Origin of the sequence: Microbulbifer sp. MLAF003, assembly GCF_030012965.1 — a bacterium.
Classification (GTDB): Bacteria; Pseudomonadota; Gammaproteobacteria; order Pseudomonadales; family Cellvibrionaceae; genus Microbulbifer; species Microbulbifer variabilis.
In genome coordinates, this window is record NZ_CP120232.1 from 791,918 (window position 1) to 808,821 (window position 16,904).

13 protein-coding genes and 1 pseudogene are annotated in these 16,904 nt (G+C 54.0%); 10 read left to right on the top strand and 4 right to left on the bottom strand.

Annotated elements, in window-relative coordinates:
- Positions 1–204: 204 nt before the first annotated feature.
- From grpE to dnaJ, 3 genes are all read left to right on the top strand, one after another.
- Positions 205–846: a nucleotide exchange factor GrpE gene (gene grpE / locus P3339_RS03810; protein ID WP_282952480.1), complete on the top strand. Its 642-nt coding sequence runs from the start codon at positions 205–207 to the stop codon at positions 844–846.
- Between the two features lie 123 nt (positions 847–969).
- Positions 970–2,922 (top strand): molecular chaperone DnaK, encoded by a 1,953-nt coding sequence (dnaK, locus tag P3339_RS03815; RefSeq protein WP_282952481.1) that lies wholly within the window; start codon positions 970–972, stop codon positions 2,920–2,922.
- Positions 2,923–3,143: 221 nt separating this feature from the next.
- Positions 3,144–4,268 (top strand): molecular chaperone DnaJ, encoded by a 1,125-nt coding sequence (gene dnaJ / locus P3339_RS03820; protein ID WP_020414631.1) that lies wholly within the window; start codon positions 3,144–3,146, stop codon positions 4,266–4,268.
- A 75-nt stretch (positions 4,269–4,343) separates the two neighbouring features.
- Here dnaJ and P3339_RS03825 read toward each other — a convergent pair whose 3' ends face one another.
- The gene (locus P3339_RS03825; protein WP_020414632.1) at positions 4,344–4,799 is read right to left on the bottom strand and encodes a hypothetical protein; all 456 of its coding nucleotides are present in this window, start codon (positions 4,797–4,799) and stop codon (positions 4,344–4,346) included.
- A 240-nt stretch (positions 4,800–5,039) separates the two neighbouring features.
- Here P3339_RS03825 and dapB point away from each other — a divergent pair, with 240 nt between their 5' ends.
- The 5 genes and pseudogenes from dapB to carA all read left to right on the top strand — a co-directional run bounded on the left by dapB (position 5,040) and on the right by carA (position 9,662).
- The gene (gene dapB / locus P3339_RS03830) at positions 5,040–5,852 is read left to right on the top strand and encodes a 4-hydroxy-tetrahydrodipicolinate reductase (protein ID WP_282952482.1); all 813 of its coding nucleotides are present in this window, start codon (positions 5,040–5,042) and stop codon (positions 5,850–5,852) included.
- A 157-nt stretch (positions 5,853–6,009) separates the two neighbouring features.
- A pseudogene (locus P3339_RS03835) lies at positions 6,010–6,411 on the top strand (ATP-dependent zinc protease family protein); the annotation flags it as partial.
- An 84-nt stretch (positions 6,412–6,495) separates the two neighbouring features.
- A complete protein-coding gene (gene rimK / locus P3339_RS03840; RefSeq protein WP_245556720.1) occupies positions 6,496–7,425 on the top strand; it encodes a 30S ribosomal protein S6--L-glutamate ligase in 930 nt (309 codons plus the stop codon).
- Positions 7,426–7,618: 193 nt separating this feature from the next.
- Positions 7,619–8,182, top strand: coding sequence for a YfiR family protein (locus tag P3339_RS03845; protein WP_245556715.1), 564 nt, complete (start codon positions 7,619–7,621; stop codon positions 8,180–8,182).
- Positions 8,183–8,513: 331 nt separating this feature from the next.
- Entirely contained in the window at positions 8,514–9,662 is a 1,149-nt protein-coding gene (carA, locus tag P3339_RS03850; RefSeq protein ID WP_020414636.1) for a glutamine-hydrolyzing carbamoyl-phosphate synthase small subunit, read from the top strand.
- On the opposite strand, the gene P3339_RS03855 is transcribed toward carA, so the two are convergent.
- A complete protein-coding gene (locus P3339_RS03855; protein WP_282952483.1) occupies positions 9,659–9,874 on the bottom strand; it encodes a hypothetical protein in 216 nt (71 codons plus the stop codon). The two genes, carA and P3339_RS03855, sit on opposite strands and share 4 nt — an antisense overlap.
- Before the next feature lie 168 nt (positions 9,875–10,042).
- Here P3339_RS03855 and carB point away from each other — a divergent pair, with 168 nt between their 5' ends.
- Positions 10,043–13,270 (top strand): carbamoyl-phosphate synthase large subunit, encoded by a 3,228-nt coding sequence (gene carB / locus P3339_RS03860; protein WP_282952484.1) that lies wholly within the window; start codon positions 10,043–10,045, stop codon positions 13,268–13,270.
- 85 nt (positions 13,271–13,355) lie between these two features.
- The gene (gene greA, locus P3339_RS03865) at positions 13,356–13,832 is read left to right on the top strand and encodes a transcription elongation factor GreA (RefSeq protein ID WP_026305241.1); all 477 of its coding nucleotides are present in this window, start codon (positions 13,356–13,358) and stop codon (positions 13,830–13,832) included.
- A 61-nt stretch (positions 13,833–13,893) separates the two neighbouring features.
- On the opposite strand, the gene P3339_RS03870 is transcribed toward greA, so the two are convergent.
- Both P3339_RS03870 and P3339_RS03875 read right to left on the bottom strand, forming a co-directional pair.
- Complete coding sequence (locus tag P3339_RS03870) at positions 13,894–15,039, bottom strand: hypothetical protein (RefSeq protein ID WP_282952485.1); 1,146 nt, start codon at positions 15,037–15,039, stop codon at positions 13,894–13,896.
- Between the two features lie 765 nt (positions 15,040–15,804).
- Positions 15,805–16,695, bottom strand: a complete 891-nt coding sequence (locus tag P3339_RS03875) for a hypothetical protein (protein WP_282952486.1) — start codon at positions 16,693–16,695, stop codon at positions 15,805–15,807.
- Positions 16,696–16,904 lie beyond the last annotated feature (209 nt).

The window sequence follows — 16,904 nt, forward strand, 5'->3', positions numbered from 1 at the left end:
TGGATGGGTATGAATGCCCAATTAGTGGTTATTTATACAGTATTCACCTTGGGTTAGCTATAGCGTCAAGCGCAGATTCCCCTGTCACTGTGCGCTAGCGCAAAAAACCACTTGAACTGTACGGGGATGGCCCCATATAGCCACCAGAGCCCGCGGGACGGGCCCCAACTCATTACTGACAGAGTCGACGCGACGGAGAAAGCAGTGGCCAGAGAGCGCAGCGAAGAAGATCAGATCACAGAGGGAGTGCAGCCGGAAGCGCTGGCGGACGAGCACAGAACAGCTACAGACGAGGCGGTTTCCGCGGAGATAGAAGACCCCTCCACAGCGGAGCGCCAGCAGGCTGAAGAGGCTTTGCACGAAGAAGCCGAAAGTGCCGATGCGCTGCACGATGAAATTATCAAGCTGCAGGAACAGCTGGTTGTGCAGAAGGATATCGCCCTGCGCGCCCAGGCGGAGGAGCAGAATGCCCGCCGCCGCGCCCAGCAGGATATCGATCGTGCACGCAAGTTTGCTGTAGAGAAATTGTTGCAGGATTTGTTACCGGTTGTGGACAACCTGGAACGGGCACTTTCTACCATCGATAACGCTGATGAATCCAATAAGGCATTGGTGGAAGGTATTGAGCTTACCCACAAGTCTTTCGTCGATACCCTGGCGAAAAATTCTGTGGAAGTAGTTGATCCGGCTGGCGAGCCGTTTGACCCGGAGTTGCACCAGGCAATGACCCAGGTACCCAACGGGGAGGTGGAGCCGAATACGGTTCTAGAGGTGTTTCAAAAAGGCTATCGCCTCAACGGTCGTTTGGTTCGCCCGGCCATGGTTGTGGTTAGTAAGGCCCCGTAACGGCAAATGAGTGGAACGGCCTTGAATTTCGCTGGCCGGCACCAATATAGCTGACATCAGGAATTATTCGCGCGTTGCATACAGAACAGAGCTGGCGGCGCGCATCAAATGAGGATTTTACAGATGGGAAAAATTATCGGCATCGACCTGGGTACCACTAACAGCTGTGTAGCGGTACTGGATGGTGACAAGGCGCGTGTAATCGAGAACGCCGAAGGTGATCGTACTACGCCTTCTATTGTTGCCTTCACTGACGACAACGAAATTCTGGTGGGCCAGTCCGCCAAGCGTCAGGCGGTGACCAATCCCCAGAATACTCTGTTTGCGGTTAAGCGTCTGATCGGCCGCAAGTTTAAAGACGACGTTGTACAGAAAGATATCAAGATGGTCCCCTATACCATCACCGAAGCTGACAATGGCGACGCTTGGGTAGAAGTGAAAGGCGATAAAAAAGCTCCGCCGCAGATTTCTGCCGAAGTCCTGAAGAAAATGAAAAAAACCGCGGAAGATTTCCTCGGCGAGAAAGTAGAAGCTGCGGTAATTACCGTACCTGCTTACTTTAATGACTCCCAGCGCCAGGCAACCAAAGATGCCGGCCGTATCGCGGGCCTGGACGTTAAGCGCATCATTAACGAGCCGACTGCGGCAGCCCTGGCCTATGGCTTGGACAAGCAGGGTGGCGATCGCACTGTAGCGGTATACGACCTGGGTGGTGGTACCTTCGATATCTCCATTATCGAAATTGCAGACGTCGACGGTGAGAAGCAGTTCGAAGTACTGTCCACCAACGGTGACACCTTCCTCGGCGGTGAAGACTTTGACCTGCGCCTGATCGACTACCTCGCGGAAGAGTTCAAGAAAGACCAGGGTATCGACCTGAAAGGCGACCCCCTGGCCATGCAACGCCTGAAAGAAGCTGCGGAAAAAGCCAAGATTGAGCTGTCCTCCAGCCAGCAGACCGAAGTGAACCTGCCGTACATCACTGCAGATGCCACCGGTCCCAAGCACCTGGTGGTTAAGCTGACTCGCGCCAAGCTGGAAAGCCTGGTAGAAGACCTGGTAGCCCGTTCCCTGGAGCCGGTAAAAATCGCTCTGCAAGATGCGGACCTGTCCGCTTCAGGCGTAGACGAAGTGATCCTGGTTGGTGGCCAGACCCGCATGCCGCTGGTACAGCAGAAAGTCACCGATTTCTTCGGCAAAGAGCCGCGTAAAGACGTTAACCCTGACGAAGCTGTTGCTATGGGTGCTGCCATCCAGGGCGCCGTACTGTCTGGAGACGTAAAGGACGTACTGCTGCTGGACGTAACTCCACTGACCCTGGGTATCGAAACCATGGGTGGCGTTGCAACTCCGCTGATCGACAAAAACACCACTATCCCCACCAAGAAGTCCCAGGTTTTCTCCACTGCGGAAGACAACCAGACTGCGGTAACCATTCACGTGGTACAGGGTGAGCGCAAGCAGGCTTCCCAGAACAAATCCCTGGGTCGTTTTGACCTGGCTGATATTCCGCCGTCCCCCCGCGGTGTACCCCAGATCGAAGTGACCTTCGATATCGATGCCAACGGTATCCTGCACGTACACGCGAAAGACAAGGCGACTGGTAAAGAGCAGTCCATCGTGATCAAGGCTTCCTCCGGTCTCTCCGAGGACGAGATCGATAAGATGGTTCAGGACGCTGAGGCGAATGCCGAAGCGGACAAGCAGTTTGAGGAGCTGGTGCAAACCCGCAATACCCTCGATGGTCTGATCTCTGCTACCAAGAAGACCCTGGAAGAAGCCGGTGACAAAGCCACCGCTGAAGAGAAGTCTGCAATCGAAGCAGCTATCACTGAAGCGGAAGAGGCGGTGAAAGGCAATGACAAGGCTGCTATGGAAGCTGCCACCACCAAGCTGACCGAAGCTTCTGGTCCGGTTGCACAGAAGATGTACGCCGAGCAGGCCCAGGCCGCGGGCGCTGAAGGTGCCGCTGGTGCAGACGCTCAGCAGGGTGAGCAGCAGCAATCTTCCGCTGGCGACGATGCTGTTGACGCCGAGTTCGAAGAAGTAAAGGACGACAAAAAAGAAGGTAAGTAAGCGTTCGCTTGCATTTCCGGTACCAGCTTATACAGTGGCTGCCGGAAAACTTCAGGGGCGCGGCGCCTTCTTAATAGGCCCCGCGCCCTGTGTTGTTTCAGATAGCTGCCAAAAGTGATGTTTCTTATTTTGGCAGTGCTCCGCAACGCGGAGCTTGGTTAGGGACAGAGAAGTAGAAAGAGTTTGGCCGTTCTTGATGCCGGACCAGAGAACATAGTTTTATGTCGAAACGCGATTATTACGAAGTCCTGGGCGTCGAGCGCGGCGCTTCAGATGCAGAGCTGAAGAAAGCTTACCGCCGGGTGGCGATGAAGTTCCACCCGGACCGCAATCCTGATGACAAGGAATCGGAAAACAAATTCAAGGAAGCTAATGAAGCTTACGAGATCCTGTCGGACTCAGAGAAGCGCGCTGCCTATGACCAATTTGGCCACGCTGGTGTAGAGGGCCAGATGGGTGGTGGTGGTGCCGGCGGTTTCGGTGGCTTCTCCGATATCTTCGGCGACGTGTTCGGCGATATTTTCGGTGGTGGTGGCGGTGGCCGTCGCGGTGGCCCGGCGCGGGGTTCCGACTTGCGCTACGATCTTGAGCTGGACCTCGAGGACGCGGTGCGCGGCACCACAGTCAAGATTCGGGTGCCGACCCTGGCTTCCTGTGATACCTGCCACGGCTCTGGTGCCAAGCCTGGCTCTTCGCCGCAAACCTGTGGCACCTGTGGTGGTGCTGGCCAGGTGCGGATGCAGCAGGGTTTCTTCTCTGTACAGCAAACCTGCCCCAATTGTCGCGGTCGTGGCACTATCATTTCCGATCCCTGTGGCAGCTGCCACGGTCGTGGCCGCGTAGAAGAAACCAAAACCCTATCTGTGAAGGTTCCCCCCGGTGTGGATACCGGTGATCGTATCCGCCTGTCCGGAGAGGGTGAAGCAGGCCCCGATGGTGGTCCCTCCGGTGATCTCTATGTACAAGTGGTGGTAAAAGAGCACGAACTGTTCCAGCGTGATGGCAAGAACCTCTACTGCGAAGTGCCGATCAGTTTTGCCGCCGCTGCATTGGGCGGTGAGCTGGAGGTACCAACCCTGGATGGTAAGGTGAAGCTGAAGATCCCGGCAGAGAGCCAGACAGGCAAACTGTTCCGCCTGCGTGGCAAAGGCGTTACTCCAGTACGCGGCGGCGCTACCGGTGATTTGCTGTGTCGGGTTGTAGTGGAAACTCCAGTTAACCTATCCGGCAAACAGAAAGAATTGCTGCAGGAATTTGCCAATACCCTGAGCGAAAAGAAAAATGCACCTCGTCAGACCGGTTGGTTTGAAGGTGTGAAGAACTTCTTTGGGGATATGAAGCTTTAATCTTCCACTTGGCTCCCTCAGTTGCTAGAGCTGGCTGAGTGAGCACTGGAATGACCCAGTAATATCTTTACTGGGTCAGCGCTCCTGGGCTGCCCGGACCCGTAACCTGTTAGCAAATTCACGCAGGAATTCGTGCTGAATTCTGCCCGCCTCCTTTAGTTGTTTCTGATTTAATTTTCCCTTTAATTCCTTCAGCGTTTGAGCGCTGATGGCAGCCATTTGTGCGCCGATCTCTCCACGTTGTTTGGGGGTTAAATCAATTTTTTTGTCGCTCAACAAGCTATAGGCTTCCAATACTGCCTTTTTTTCCGCAAAACTCTCCTGCAGGATGGGCAAGACGACTTTTTCCTGTTCAGGGGTGAGCTGCAGACGCAGCGTCACCCAATCTGTTATGTCATCGTATTTCTCCCAAAAATCCGCATTGGCACCTTGTTGCTGGGCTGAGCCCGGCATGCTGCCAAAAGCCAGGGTCAGGGAAATAACCACCACAAGTAGATGCGGCAGGTGGTTAGATCGGATCATAAGTCGCATATTGGCGCTCCATTTATCCCATCACATAAAGACTAGCAGCGGTGGTCAAGAGCGTTTTGGCAGCAAACTCTCTCTTGGGAATAAAGATTACCATTGATATTTCCATGGTGTGTTAGCTGCCTGGTAGCAGCTTTTATTGTCTGCACTCTTCTTCATTTAAAGGGGGTCTATTTCGCTATGCGCCACTGAGGGTGCAGGGTAGAATCCCAGGCCTTAAGGGTGCACACAGGAGCGGTGGGAATGGCAGTAAAGATAGCGGTTACAGGATTTGGCGGACGTATGGGGCGGGCGCTGGCAGAGGCGCTACAGCTTGCGAATAATGCCGAATTAAGCGCCGCAATTGTACGCCCGGGTTCCAGCCTGGTGGGAGCTGATGCCGGCGAAGTCGCAGGGCTCGGGCGTAATGGTATCGCCGTTGTGGATAGCCTGGAAAAGGCTGACTTCGATGTGTTGATTGACTTTACTGCGCCGCAGGCAACTGTGGATAACTCTGCCTATTGTGCTGCCCATGGGCGTCCCATTGTCATTGGCACTACCGGTTTTGATGCGGAGCAGAAAAAACAGGTGCTGGCCAATGCGGAGAAGGTGCCTCTATGCCTGGCCAGTAACTTTTCCACCGGTGTAAATCTGTGTTTCAAGTTGTTGGAGACCGCTGCGCGGGTAATGGGGGAAGATGCGGACATAGAAATTGTTGAAGCGCATCACCGCCACAAAGTGGATGCGCCCTCGGGCACTGCGTTGAGTATGGGAGAGGTAGTCGCCGAGACCCTGGGCCGCGACCTGGAAAAAGTGGCGATCTATGGGCGCGAGGGCCAGACTGGCGCCCGTGGGCGCGATACCATCGGCTTCGCCACCGTGCGTGGTGGCGACGTAGTTGGGGAGCACTCTGTGATGTTCCTGGCTGAAGGGGAGCGGGTTGAGATCAGTCACCGCGCAAGCAGCCGACTCTCTTTTGCCCGTGGCGCGGTTCGGGCTGCTTTGTGGCTGGCTGGTGATGGCAGTGTGCGCGCACCTGGACACTATGATATGCGCGATGTGTTGGGGCTGAACTAATCTCACCCTGAACAGATATTTTTGGTGCCTGCAGGGGCGCCGCCAGATGATTTTGTAATTTTCATTTGCCCGCCATTTTTGTGGGCGAAGCTATAAAAGGCCGCTGGGTTTCCCTCCCTAATTGGCCACCCTGTAATCCCTTTTTGAGGAACTGCTATTGGAAAAGAAGCTGATTGTCGGCAGTGAGGAGTGGTGCGGATTTCCTGCACTTGGCATTCCGGCGATTAAGGCGCGAGTGGATTCTGGAGCGAAAACTTCCTGTCTGCACGCTTACAACATCCATACCTTTAAGCGCGACGGTGAACCCTGGGTAAGTTTTGAGGCTCATCCATTGCAGCACCAGCGTCGCCCCTCTGTGCGTTGCGAGGCTCGCCTGCTGGATAAACGCCTGGTGCGGAGCTCCTCAGGTGAAAGCGAGAAGCGCCCGGTCATTCGCACATCCATGTCTGTGGGGGGCAGTGTCTGGGATATCGAGTTGACCCTGACTAATCGCGACAGTATGGGGTATCGCATGTTGCTTGGTCGGGAGGCCATGCTGGGGCGTATGTTGGTGGACCCCTCAGAGAGTTTTTGCCTGGGTGAGATTCCCCAAAGCCAGTTGGATGAATTCTACCGGGATGAACACCATATTGCGGGTACTGGCCTGCGTATCGGTGTACTGGCATCCAATCCGGATCTCTACAGTAACCGACGCATTATGGAAGCCGGTGCCGAGCGGGGGCATCGCATGAGCTTTCTCGATATCCGCCAGTGCTACATGAAGCTCGACCCGAGTGAGCCAGAGGTGCACTATCGGGACGGGCGAATTCTCAATAACCTGGATGCCGTGATTCCGCGTATCCGCCCAAGCCAGACTTTCTATGGTTGCGCCCTGACGCGTCATTTTGAAAGCCTGGATGTGTTTGCCCTGAATGGCTCTGCAGCGATCAGCCAGTCTAGGGATAAGCTATTTTCCCTTCAGCTGTTACAGCAGAGCGGTCTGAGTATTCCTACCTCCGGTTTTGCCAACTCCCCGGTGGATACCAATGAGCTGATTGAAATGGTGGGTGGCGCACCTTTGGTTGTGAAGCTGCTGGAGGGTACTCAGGGGCGCGGCGTGGTGCTGGCAGAAACCCGCAAAGCGGGGGAGTCGGTGATCAACGCGTTCAAGTCCCTGAAGGCGAATTTATTGGTGCAGGAGTTTATCCGCGAAGCGCAAGGTAAGGATCTGCGCTTATTTGTCATTGATGGTCGCGTGGTGGCTTCAATTCAGCGGGAGGCGGCACCTGGGGAGTTTCGTGCCAATATTCATCAGGGTGGGACTGCTTCGGTAGTGAAAGTCACCCAGGAGGAGAAGCGCCTGGCGATTAAGGCTGCCAAAGTATTGGGGCTCAAGGTGGCTGGGGTGGATATTATTCGCTCGAGTAAGGGGCCGTTGTTGCTGGAAGTGAACTCCTCTCCTGGTCTTGAAGGGATTGAGAGTGCCACGCGTAAGGATGTGGCTGGCGCCATGATTATGTCTATTGAGAAGGCGCTCAAATGGCGCCCGGCGGTAACAGGCGATGGCAGTGGAGGCAGTCCGCAGGTGGTGTAGTTGTCGCTGGAGCGGGAATGGCGCCGACACTGGCAGGCCCGGTAGACTAACCTTCAGGGGTGGCCGGGCTTTTTGCAGGCGCGCAACCAGAGCCCCGGTGTAGGTCCCAAACCGTGGGCCTCCGCCGATTAAAACCGTTTTGGGGCGATAATTGTATGGCCCCGGATGGCGCAACCCCAGGGCTTTAACGATCGTGAAAATTCCCAGCTGTCGCACCCTCTCCTGTCTTTCTCTACTTCTAATCTTACTTGCTGCGCCAGTAGTGCAGGCGGCAGTGAACCTTTCCGATACCCCTTTGGGGAGAAGGGTGATGGTGGATTACATTCTGCACTTCGCTTACAACCTGCAGTGGCCGGTCAACGCTTTTGCCAATCAGCGCGCGCCTTTCAGGGTATGCCTGATGGGAGGCGATTCTCTAGGTGAACCCCTGGCGGAGCGTTTTAAGAACCAGCGTATCGACGGTCGTCGGGTGGAGCTGGAAAAGATTGACCTGAAAGAGATGCTGCAGGCGCGCAAGTGCCAGATCGTAGTACTCGGTGCCATGGAGCGTGCCAGCTTACTCAAGGCCCTGGTGGCTGTAGAGTACTTCCCGGTTCTCACTATCAGTGATGCCCAGCGCTTTGCTGCAACTGGCGGTATGATTGAGTTTGCCGATAGCGGTGGTGAAGTAGCCCTGCGCATGAACAAGACCATGCTGGAAAAGGCTGAGCTGAAAATGGGAAACAGCTTGTTCCGCCTGGGGCAGAAACCAGAGTAAAGAAGAGCGCCCCGCCAGGCTTGGCGTATTTTTGCACTAGCGTCCAGAGGTAAATTCGCGTAGAATCTGCGCCCGAATTTGGGCCGGTGCCGCGAAGCTTGATCGCGCAGCGCGAGCCCACTAAAAAGCCGGTGGCAAGCATCGGCCAATTTGTGAGAGCCGCGCGTGAAAAGATTTTTAAAGCGAGATGAAGCTGCGATGTTTCATCTCGCTTTTTTATGCGCGTGCCAGTCAGGAGCCGCGTGCTCCAAAGCCCACAAACCCCGCCCGGAAGCAGTTCTGAAGATTGGAGTTCAACTTGACTAAAGCTGTCCCTACGTCGGAGGCCTTCATGCCCCACAACTTTATGCAGAGTACAACTCCCGCGCTGCTGGTGCTCGCTGATGGTAGTGTCTTCGAAGGACGCGCAATCGGTGCCCACGGCAGTTCTGTTGGCGAGGTCGTGTTCAACACATCCATGACCGGTTATCAGGAGATCCTCACCGATCCCTCCTACGCCCGCCAGATTGTGACTCTGACCTACCCACACATCGGCAACACTGGCACCAACCAGGAAGACGAAGAGTGCGCTGATATCTGGGCTGCCGGCCTGGTAATCCGCGACCTGCCGCTGCTGGCCAGCAGCTTCCGCAACGAGCAGTCCCTGGAAGACTACCTGCGCGAGCGCAATATCGTTGGTATCGCCGATATCGACACCCGTCGCCTGACCCGCCTGCTGCGCGACAAGGGTGCACAGAGCGGTTGCATCGTTGCCGGTGACAATATCGACCGCGAAGAAGCCCTGGCCAAGGCCGAGGAATTTGCAGGTCTGAAAGGGATGGACCTGGCCAAGGTAGTGAGCACCAAGGAAGCCTACCCCTTCAATGAAGGCACCTGGGAGCTGGGCGAAGGCCACAAGGCCGCGCCGGAACAGCCCTTCAAAGTGGTGGCTTACGACTTTGGTGTGAAGCGCAATATCCTGCGCATGCTGGTGGATCGTGGCTGCGATATCACCGTAGTACCGGCGGAGACCCCGGCCTCTGAAGTGCTAGCGATGAATCCCAGCGGTGTATTCCTGTCCAATGGCCCCGGTGACCCCGAGCCCTGTGAATACGCGATTACCGCTATCCGCGAAATCCTCGACGCGGGCATTCCCACTTACGGTATCTGCCTGGGCCACCAGCTGCTGGGCCTGGCGGTGGGCGGTAAAACGGCCAAGATGAAGTTCGGTCACCATGGCGGCAACCATCCGGTACAGGACCTGAACAGCACCAAGGTGATGATCACTGCACAGAACCACGGTTTCGAAGTGGACGCCGACAGCCTGCCGGACAATGTGGAAGTTACCCACAAGTCCCTGTTCGATGGCACCTTGCAGGGTATTCACCTGAAGGACAAGCCGGCCTTCAGCTTCCAGGGCCACCCGGAAGCGAGCCCGGGCCCTCACGATGTGGCACCGTTGTTCGACCACTTTATCGATTTGATGAAAGAGCGCGCCTAAGGGCGTAGCCAGCCCAGGGTAGGGCAAACAACCGCCGCTTTTGCGGCGGTTATAAGGAGACTCTGAATAACACCGTAATACCTCTGCGGGTCCTTGAAGGCTGCAGATGTTAGGCGCAGCTCGCCGCGAATGGCCGTAGCCCTTTGCAAGAGCTGCAACGCAGCAGCTGTGGCCTTCAAGGCCCGCCCTTCGGGGCTTGCATAGCGATTCACACTCCGCGTTGCGACTTCTTGAAAGGTCTAGACATTCCTGCGAAGCCGCGCCTTGATTGTGAACCGCTCTGCAAGCCAGAGGCATCACGGAGTTGTTTAGAGTCTCCTTACAAGACACGAATGAAATTTAGCGCAGCCGGCCTTAGCCGGTAGTAGAACGGAAGAAAGATGCCAAAACGCACAGATATCCAAAGCATTCTGATTATCGGCGCAGGCCCCATCGTGATCGGCCAGGCGTGCGAATTTGACTACTCCGGTGCCCAGGCCTGTAAGGCGCTGCGCGAAGAGGGTTACCGGGTGATCCTGGTGAACTCCAACCCGGCCACCATCATGACCGACCCGGCCATGGCCGATGCCACCTACATCGAGCCGGTGGAATGGCGCACCGTAGCCAAGATTATCGAGCAGGAACGCCCCGACGCCATCCTGCCCACTATGGGCGGCCAGACAGCATTGAACTGCGCACTGGACCTGGACAAGCACGGTGTCCTGAAGGAATTCAATGTCGAGCTGATCGGTGCGGACAAAGACGCTATCGAGAAAGCGGAAGACCGCGACCTGTTCGACAAGGCGATGAAGGCGATCGGCCTGGAAACTCCGCGCGCCAAGATCGTCCACTCCATGGAAGAGGCGAAGAAGGTACCGGAAGAGTTCGGCTTCCCGGTGATTATCCGTCCGTCCTTCACCATGGGGGGCTCCGGTGGCGGTGTGGCCTACAACTGGCCGGAGTTTGAAGAGATCTGTAAGCGCGGTCTCGACCTCTCCCCCACCAATGAACTGCTGATCGACGAATCCCTGCTCGGCTGGAAAGAGTACGAGATGGAAGTGGTTCGCGATAAGAACGACAACTGCATCATCGTATGTTCCATCGAGAACTTCGATCCGATGGGTGTACATACCGGTGATTCCATCACTGTTGCCCCGGCGCAGACGCTGACCGACAAGGAATACCAGCTGATGCGCAATGCCTCCATCGCGGTACTGCGCGAGATCGGTGTTGAGACCGGCGGCTCCAACGTACAGTTCGGCGTCTGCCCGAAGACTGGCCGCGTGGTGGTGATCGAGATGAACCCCCGCGTTTCCCGCTCCTCCGCACTGGCCTCCAAGGCCACCGGCTTCCCGATCGCCAAGGTCGCGGCCAAGCTGGCAGTGGGTTACACCCTGGATGAACTGCAAAATGATATCACCGGCGGTGCTACCCCGGCGTCCTTCGAGCCGTCCATCGACTACGTTGTCACCAAGATTCCGCGCTTCACTTTTGAGAAATTTGGTGAGGCCGATGCGCGCCTGACCACCCAGATGAAGTCTGTGGGTGAAGTAATGGCGATCGGTCGCACTTTCCAGGAGTCCATGCAGAAAGCCCTGCGCGGCCTGGAAGTGGGCAGCTTCGGTCTGGAAAGCAAGATTGACCCGGGCAAAGACGGCGCTGAGAGCCGTCTGCGCAGCGAACTTTCCGTACCCGGTGCCGAGCGTATCTGGTATGTGGGCGACGCCTTCCGCATGGGCATGAGCGTCGGCGAAGTTTACGATCTGTCCGGTATCGATCCCTGGTTCCTGGTGCAGATCGAAGAGCTGATCAAAATTGAAGAGCCGCTCAAGTCACTGCCTACCTCAGCGTTGACTGCTGAGCATATGCGTTTCCTCAAGCGTAAGGGTTTCTCCGATCGCCGCCTCGCCGACTTACTGGGGGTGAGCCAAAAGAGTGTGCGCGAATTCCGCCACAAGCTGGGCGTATTCCCGTCTTACAAGCGTGTGGACACCTGTGCAGCTGAGTTCAGTACTTCCACTGCTTATATGTATTCCACCTACGATGAGGAGTGCGAAGCAGAGCCGTCCGACAAGAAGAAAATTATGGTACTCGGCGGTGGCCCCAACCGTATTGGTCAGGGTATCGAGTTCGACTACTGCTGTGTACACGCCGCTCTGGCGATGCGCGAAGACGGTTACGAGACCATCATGGTCAACTGTAACCCGGAGACCGTTTCCACTGACTACGACACTTCCGACCGCCTCTACTTCGAGCCGGTAACCCTGGAAGACGTGCTGGAAATCGTTGCCAAAGAAAAGCCGGAAGGCGTAATCGTACAGTTCGGCGGTCAGACTCCGCTGAACCTGGCGCGCTACCTGGCCAACGAAGGTGTGCCGATTATTGGTACCACTCCAGAGCAGATCGATCGCGCCGAAGACCGCGAGCGTTTCCAGCAGATGATTATGCGTCTCGGCCTCAAACAGCCAAAGAACGCTATCGTGCGCTCTGTCTCCGAAGCCATCCAGGCCGCGAAAGACGTGGGCTACCCGCTGGTTGTGCGCCCGTCTTACGTACTGGGCGGCCGCGCCATGGAGATCGTCTACAAAGAAGACGAGCTGCTCACTTACATGAAAGAAGCGGTACAGGTTTCCGACGAAGCGCCGGTACTGCTGGACCACTTCCTCAACGCCGCCATTGAGGTGGATATCGATGCGGTATCCGATGGCCAGGATGTTGTAATCGGCGCCATCATGCAGCACATCGAACAGTGTGGCGTTCACTCCGGTGACTCCGCCTGCTCCCTGCCACCTTACAGCCTGCCGCCGGATGTGCAGGACCGTATGCGCGAGGAAGTGAAAGCCATGGCTCGCGAACTGGGCGTAGTTGGCCTGATGAACACCCAGCTGGCCTACCAGGACGGCGAGATCTACGTGATCGAGGTGAACCCGCGCGCTTCCCGAACTGTGCCTTTCGTTTCCAAGTGCATCGGCACTTCACTGGCGAAAGTGGCCGCGCGCTGTCAGGCGGGTATCAGCCTGAAAGAGCAGGGCTTTACTGAAGAGATCGTTCCGGACTACTACTCCGTCAAAGAGTCTGTATTCCCCTTCAATAAGTTCCCCAAAGTGGACCCGATTCTTGGCCCAGAGATGAAGTCTACCGGCGAAGTGATGGGCGTAGGCGCCACCTTCGCGGAAGCCTTCGACAAGGGCCTGGTTGCCGCTGGCGATCGCCTACCGGAGTCCGGCCGCGTATTTATCTCTGTGCGTGACTTCGACAAGGCCGATGCAGTGGGCGTTGCCCGCGATCTGGTGGAGCTGGGCTTCGAGGTGATTGCCAGCCGTGGCACCGCCAAGGTCTTGCAAGAAAACGATATTCCCGTTACAACCGTCAACAAGATGAGTGAAGGTCGCCCGCATATCGTCGATATGATTAAAAACGACGAGATTGCACTGGTGGTAAACACCACCGAAGGTCGCCAGGCGATTCGCGACTCTGCGGATATCCGTCGCAGTGCCGAGAACCATCAGGTGTGTTACACCACCACCCTGGCGGCCGCTCAGGCCATGGCGATGGCCATGCGCCAGGAGCAGCCGTTGCAGGTTCGCCGCCTGCAGGATTTGCACCAGCGTGTGGTAAAGCTGTCCTAAGCATTCACAACAATTCGTAAGTTCCGACCGGGCCTTGTGGTAACACAGGGCCCGGTTTCGTAGTAACTATAATGGAGGTCCCACATTGAACCGGGTACCAATGACCGTTGAAGGCGCAGATGCGCTGCGTTCAGAATTGGATAATCTGAAAAAAGTCGAACGCCCCGCTGTTGTACAGGCTATTGCCGAGGCGCGAGAACACGGTGATTTGAAGGAAAATGCCGAGTACCACGCGGCGAGGGAGAAGCAGGGCTTTGTTGAAGGGCGTATCCAGGAAATTGAAGCCAAGCTGTCCCATGCACAAGTGATCGATGTAAAGTCGATTGAGCCCAGCGACAAGGTAATTTTCGGTACTACAGTAACGATTATTCACCTGGATAATGATCAGGAAGTAACCTACAAGATTGTTGGTGACGATGAAGCTGATGTGAAGAAACACAAAATCTCAGTAAATTCACCGATTGCCCGTGCCCTGATTGGCAAGGAAGTGGGAGACGTGGTTGTGGTGCATACTCCCTCTGGCGCAGTGGAGTATGAGATTGATACGGTAGAGCACCTGTAATAAGGTCCCTCACCACAAAAAAGGGCGGCCATAGGCCGCCCTTTTTCTTTCTGATAGTTTTCTATTGTAAAACAACGCTCTTGTTTGCATGGCCTACCTGAAGAACCAGTGCAGTTTCACAGTGGCCAAACTGGCCGACCAAGCTTTCATTGTATCCACCGACCTGGACTGCTAACGCCTTATGCTTACTACCGATCTGGCCTAGATAGACGTCGTTGCCATATCCAATCTGCTTGGCATTGGCGTAGTTATAGTAACCGGCCTGGGAGATATCCGCCTCGTTGTAGAAGCCTTTCTGATCAATGGAGGCATCGTTATGCTCCCCATAAGCTTGGCGAATATCGGCATCATTTTTATATCCGTACTGCTCTATATTTGCATAGCTTTTATCAGCGTATTGATCGACGTCCGCGTCATTCCTCCAGCCTTTTTGACGAGTTTTGGCATCATTATGGTCGCCATGTTGATCAATTTCGGCATCATTTTTATAGCCACGCTGCTTGATGCTTGCGTAGTTATAATCACCCGGCTGGTTGATATGTGCGTCGTTCATCCAGCCTTTTTGCTTAACATGAGCATCGTTGTGATTACCGCTCTGGTGAACGTCGGCATCGTTCATACCACCATGACCCTGATAGATATGGACGTAGTTCCCTTCGCCGGTTTGTATAACATCGGTGTCAGCATGGTCGCCTTTTTGTTTGATAATTACCTCGCCATTGTAGCTACCCAGCTGGGTTATGGATGCCTTGCCATAGTCGCCACTCTGCTTAATTTTGGCAACATTGTACCCACCAAAAGTTTGAAGCGTTTTAGCGTCGTTACCGTTACCTTCCTGGTAATGGTAAGACTTACTATGGTGCTCGTTAACCTGCAGGGTTACTGAAGTATTGTGGTCCCCTACCTGCTTGGAAGTGGCATGGTTATCGTGCCCAAAAATTTGGGTTATGTTGGAGAAGTTACCGTCACCATATTGGTATTGTATGGCTTCGCTGTCATGCTCTTCGCCTTGTGAAGCGACAGCGGCATTGTGATCACCATATTGTACTTGTTTTACGTAATTGTCATGGCTTCCAGCGCCAACCTGAAAAGAATTTACCGTGTTACCGTTTCCATATTGCAGTTGCTCGGTAACATTATCTGCCGCAAAAGCGGTACCGCTGATAGCGAGAGTAATTGCGGCAGCGATAGGGGTCAAAGATTTCATGAGTGTCTCCATTACTACATAAAAATGAGCATCACGATTGGGGTCAGCGTTCAAGTGCTGATAGGGATGGCACGTCATCCTGTGCCGAGGTTTTTACAGCGAAAGCACTAGCCCGGCAGAGTCAGCGCAACTGTAAATCGGGAATACGGCCAGCAATAGGAGGTGGCCGCATGAAATAGCGTATCGATGGAAAATCGAGGTGAGGGGAAAACAAATACATGATAATTGGCATCCTTGATACTGCTTAGGAGTCCAAATGTTCGTTCCGTCCTCTTCAGTCTTGTAGCTGCAGTGAGATGTGGCTATAGGAGAGAAGTTCTAATTCTCTAGGAATAAAGTTTTATTTGTAGAAATAGAGAGAGGAAAAATAGTGATTTTGGCGACGCTGTCAGGTGATTCAATATGGCTACCTAAAATCTGCGCAGATAAGGGGAGGCGTAATGGAGTCAAAGTGCGACAGATAGCTATCGAAAAATAAAGGTTTACTGAGTGAATGGCAAGAATGATTTAGTTTTCGGCTAAAAAAACTTTTACTATGTGACCTGCTTGTGATTATTTATATCCAATTTCGATGACGTTTGCAGATATTCTATTGTTTAGTAAATCTGGGATAATGGAAAATAAATGTGGCTGTATGGGGGTAGCTGCCCAAAAAATCAGTTGGGAGTTAAATGGTAAGGGAAATTAAATTATTGCCCGGAAATTAACTCTAAAAATAAGAATGGCCGAGGAGCTAATTAATCTCCTCAGCATGAAATATCTGGGTTACTGATGCACTATGGCGGTATTACCTGTGCCCACCTGGGTAATATTTGCTGACTCAGAAAACCCAGACTGGATCACCGTTGCGTTATTCAATCCACCGGACTGGTTCACTATCACCATATGTCCGCCACCAAGTCCGCCACCACCTGACTGCATAATAGTGGCATGGTTCATAAATCCATCCTGATTAACATAAGCGCTGTTGTACCAGGAAACCTGGACGATCGTAGTCAGGTTGCTTTCACCATTTTGAACTATATCAGCTTCGTTATACATATCAGCCTGTTCAATTTCAGCAGTGTGGGACATACCCGCTTGATGAATATTGGCGTAGTGACCACTGCCTTCCTGGCTGATTAAGGCTTCGTGATAGGAACCTTCCTGCAGTATATAAGCCTCGGAGTTAAAGCTTGCATATTGGCCAATCAGAGCGCCATGAATATCGCCAATTTGCTCAATAACTGAAACATTATCACTACCAAGGTGCTGGTGGATTTCCGCCTCATTGCCCATTCCATTCTGGCGAATCATAGCCTCATTATTTTGTGCCGAAATCTGGTAAGTACTGGCTCGATTGTCCATTCCTGATTGATAGATCAGTACATTGTTTCCGATGCCACCCATCTGCAGGCTGTACATGTCATTCAGGGTACCTTCCTGAATTTGGTAAATGGTGCTGTCAGCCTCATTGGTCTGTATGGCTTCAGTGCTATGATGGTTGCCACTTTGATTAACTTCAATATGGTTGTCGATAGCGCCTATGTCCGTCTGGTCGGCCGTGGCGGAATTGTTATTGCCACTCTGTTCAATTGTTGAGGTGTTATCTGAAGCGCTTACGATACCACTGGCTGACAACAAAATTGCCAGGGGCAGAACGGTAACCTTCCTCACTGTGTACTCCTGCGTATTACCGTGTACTCGAGTCCATTCATATCCATTTACACGAGGATGGCCTCTTCCAAGTGAAGCCATCGCCAGGGCCTACAAAATTTCCTTACAGGAAACTTTAGCTGAAGTGAGCGTAAAAAAAATGCCTTGGCAGATATGTCTTTTCAATTGATGTGTATTTCTAAATCTATTTTTCTTGGCACCTAATTAAA

Excerpts from the sequence above, each read along its gene's own strand:
- dapB (WP_282952482.1), top strand. The coding sequence starts at position 5,040 with ATGGCAGTAAAGATAGCGGTTACAGGATTTGGCGGACGTATGGGGCGG.
- P3339_RS03870 (WP_282952485.1), bottom strand. The coding sequence starts at position 15,039 with ATGAAATCTTTGACCCCTATCGCTGCCGCAATTACTCTCGCTATCAGC.
- dnaJ (WP_020414631.1), top strand. The coding sequence starts at position 3,144 with ATGTCGAAACGCGATTATTACGAAGTCCTGGGCGTCGAGCGCGGCGCT.
- P3339_RS03825 (WP_020414632.1), bottom strand. The coding sequence starts at position 4,799 with ATGCGACTTATGATCCGATCTAACCACCTGCCGCATCTACTTGTGGTG.
- dnaK (WP_282952481.1), top strand. The coding sequence starts at position 970 with ATGGGAAAAATTATCGGCATCGACCTGGGTACCACTAACAGCTGTGTA.
- carB (WP_282952484.1), top strand. The coding sequence starts at position 10,043 with ATGCCAAAACGCACAGATATCCAAAGCATTCTGATTATCGGCGCAGGC.
- carA (WP_020414636.1), top strand. The coding sequence starts at position 8,514 with ATGCCCCACAACTTTATGCAGAGTACAACTCCCGCGCTGCTGGTGCTC.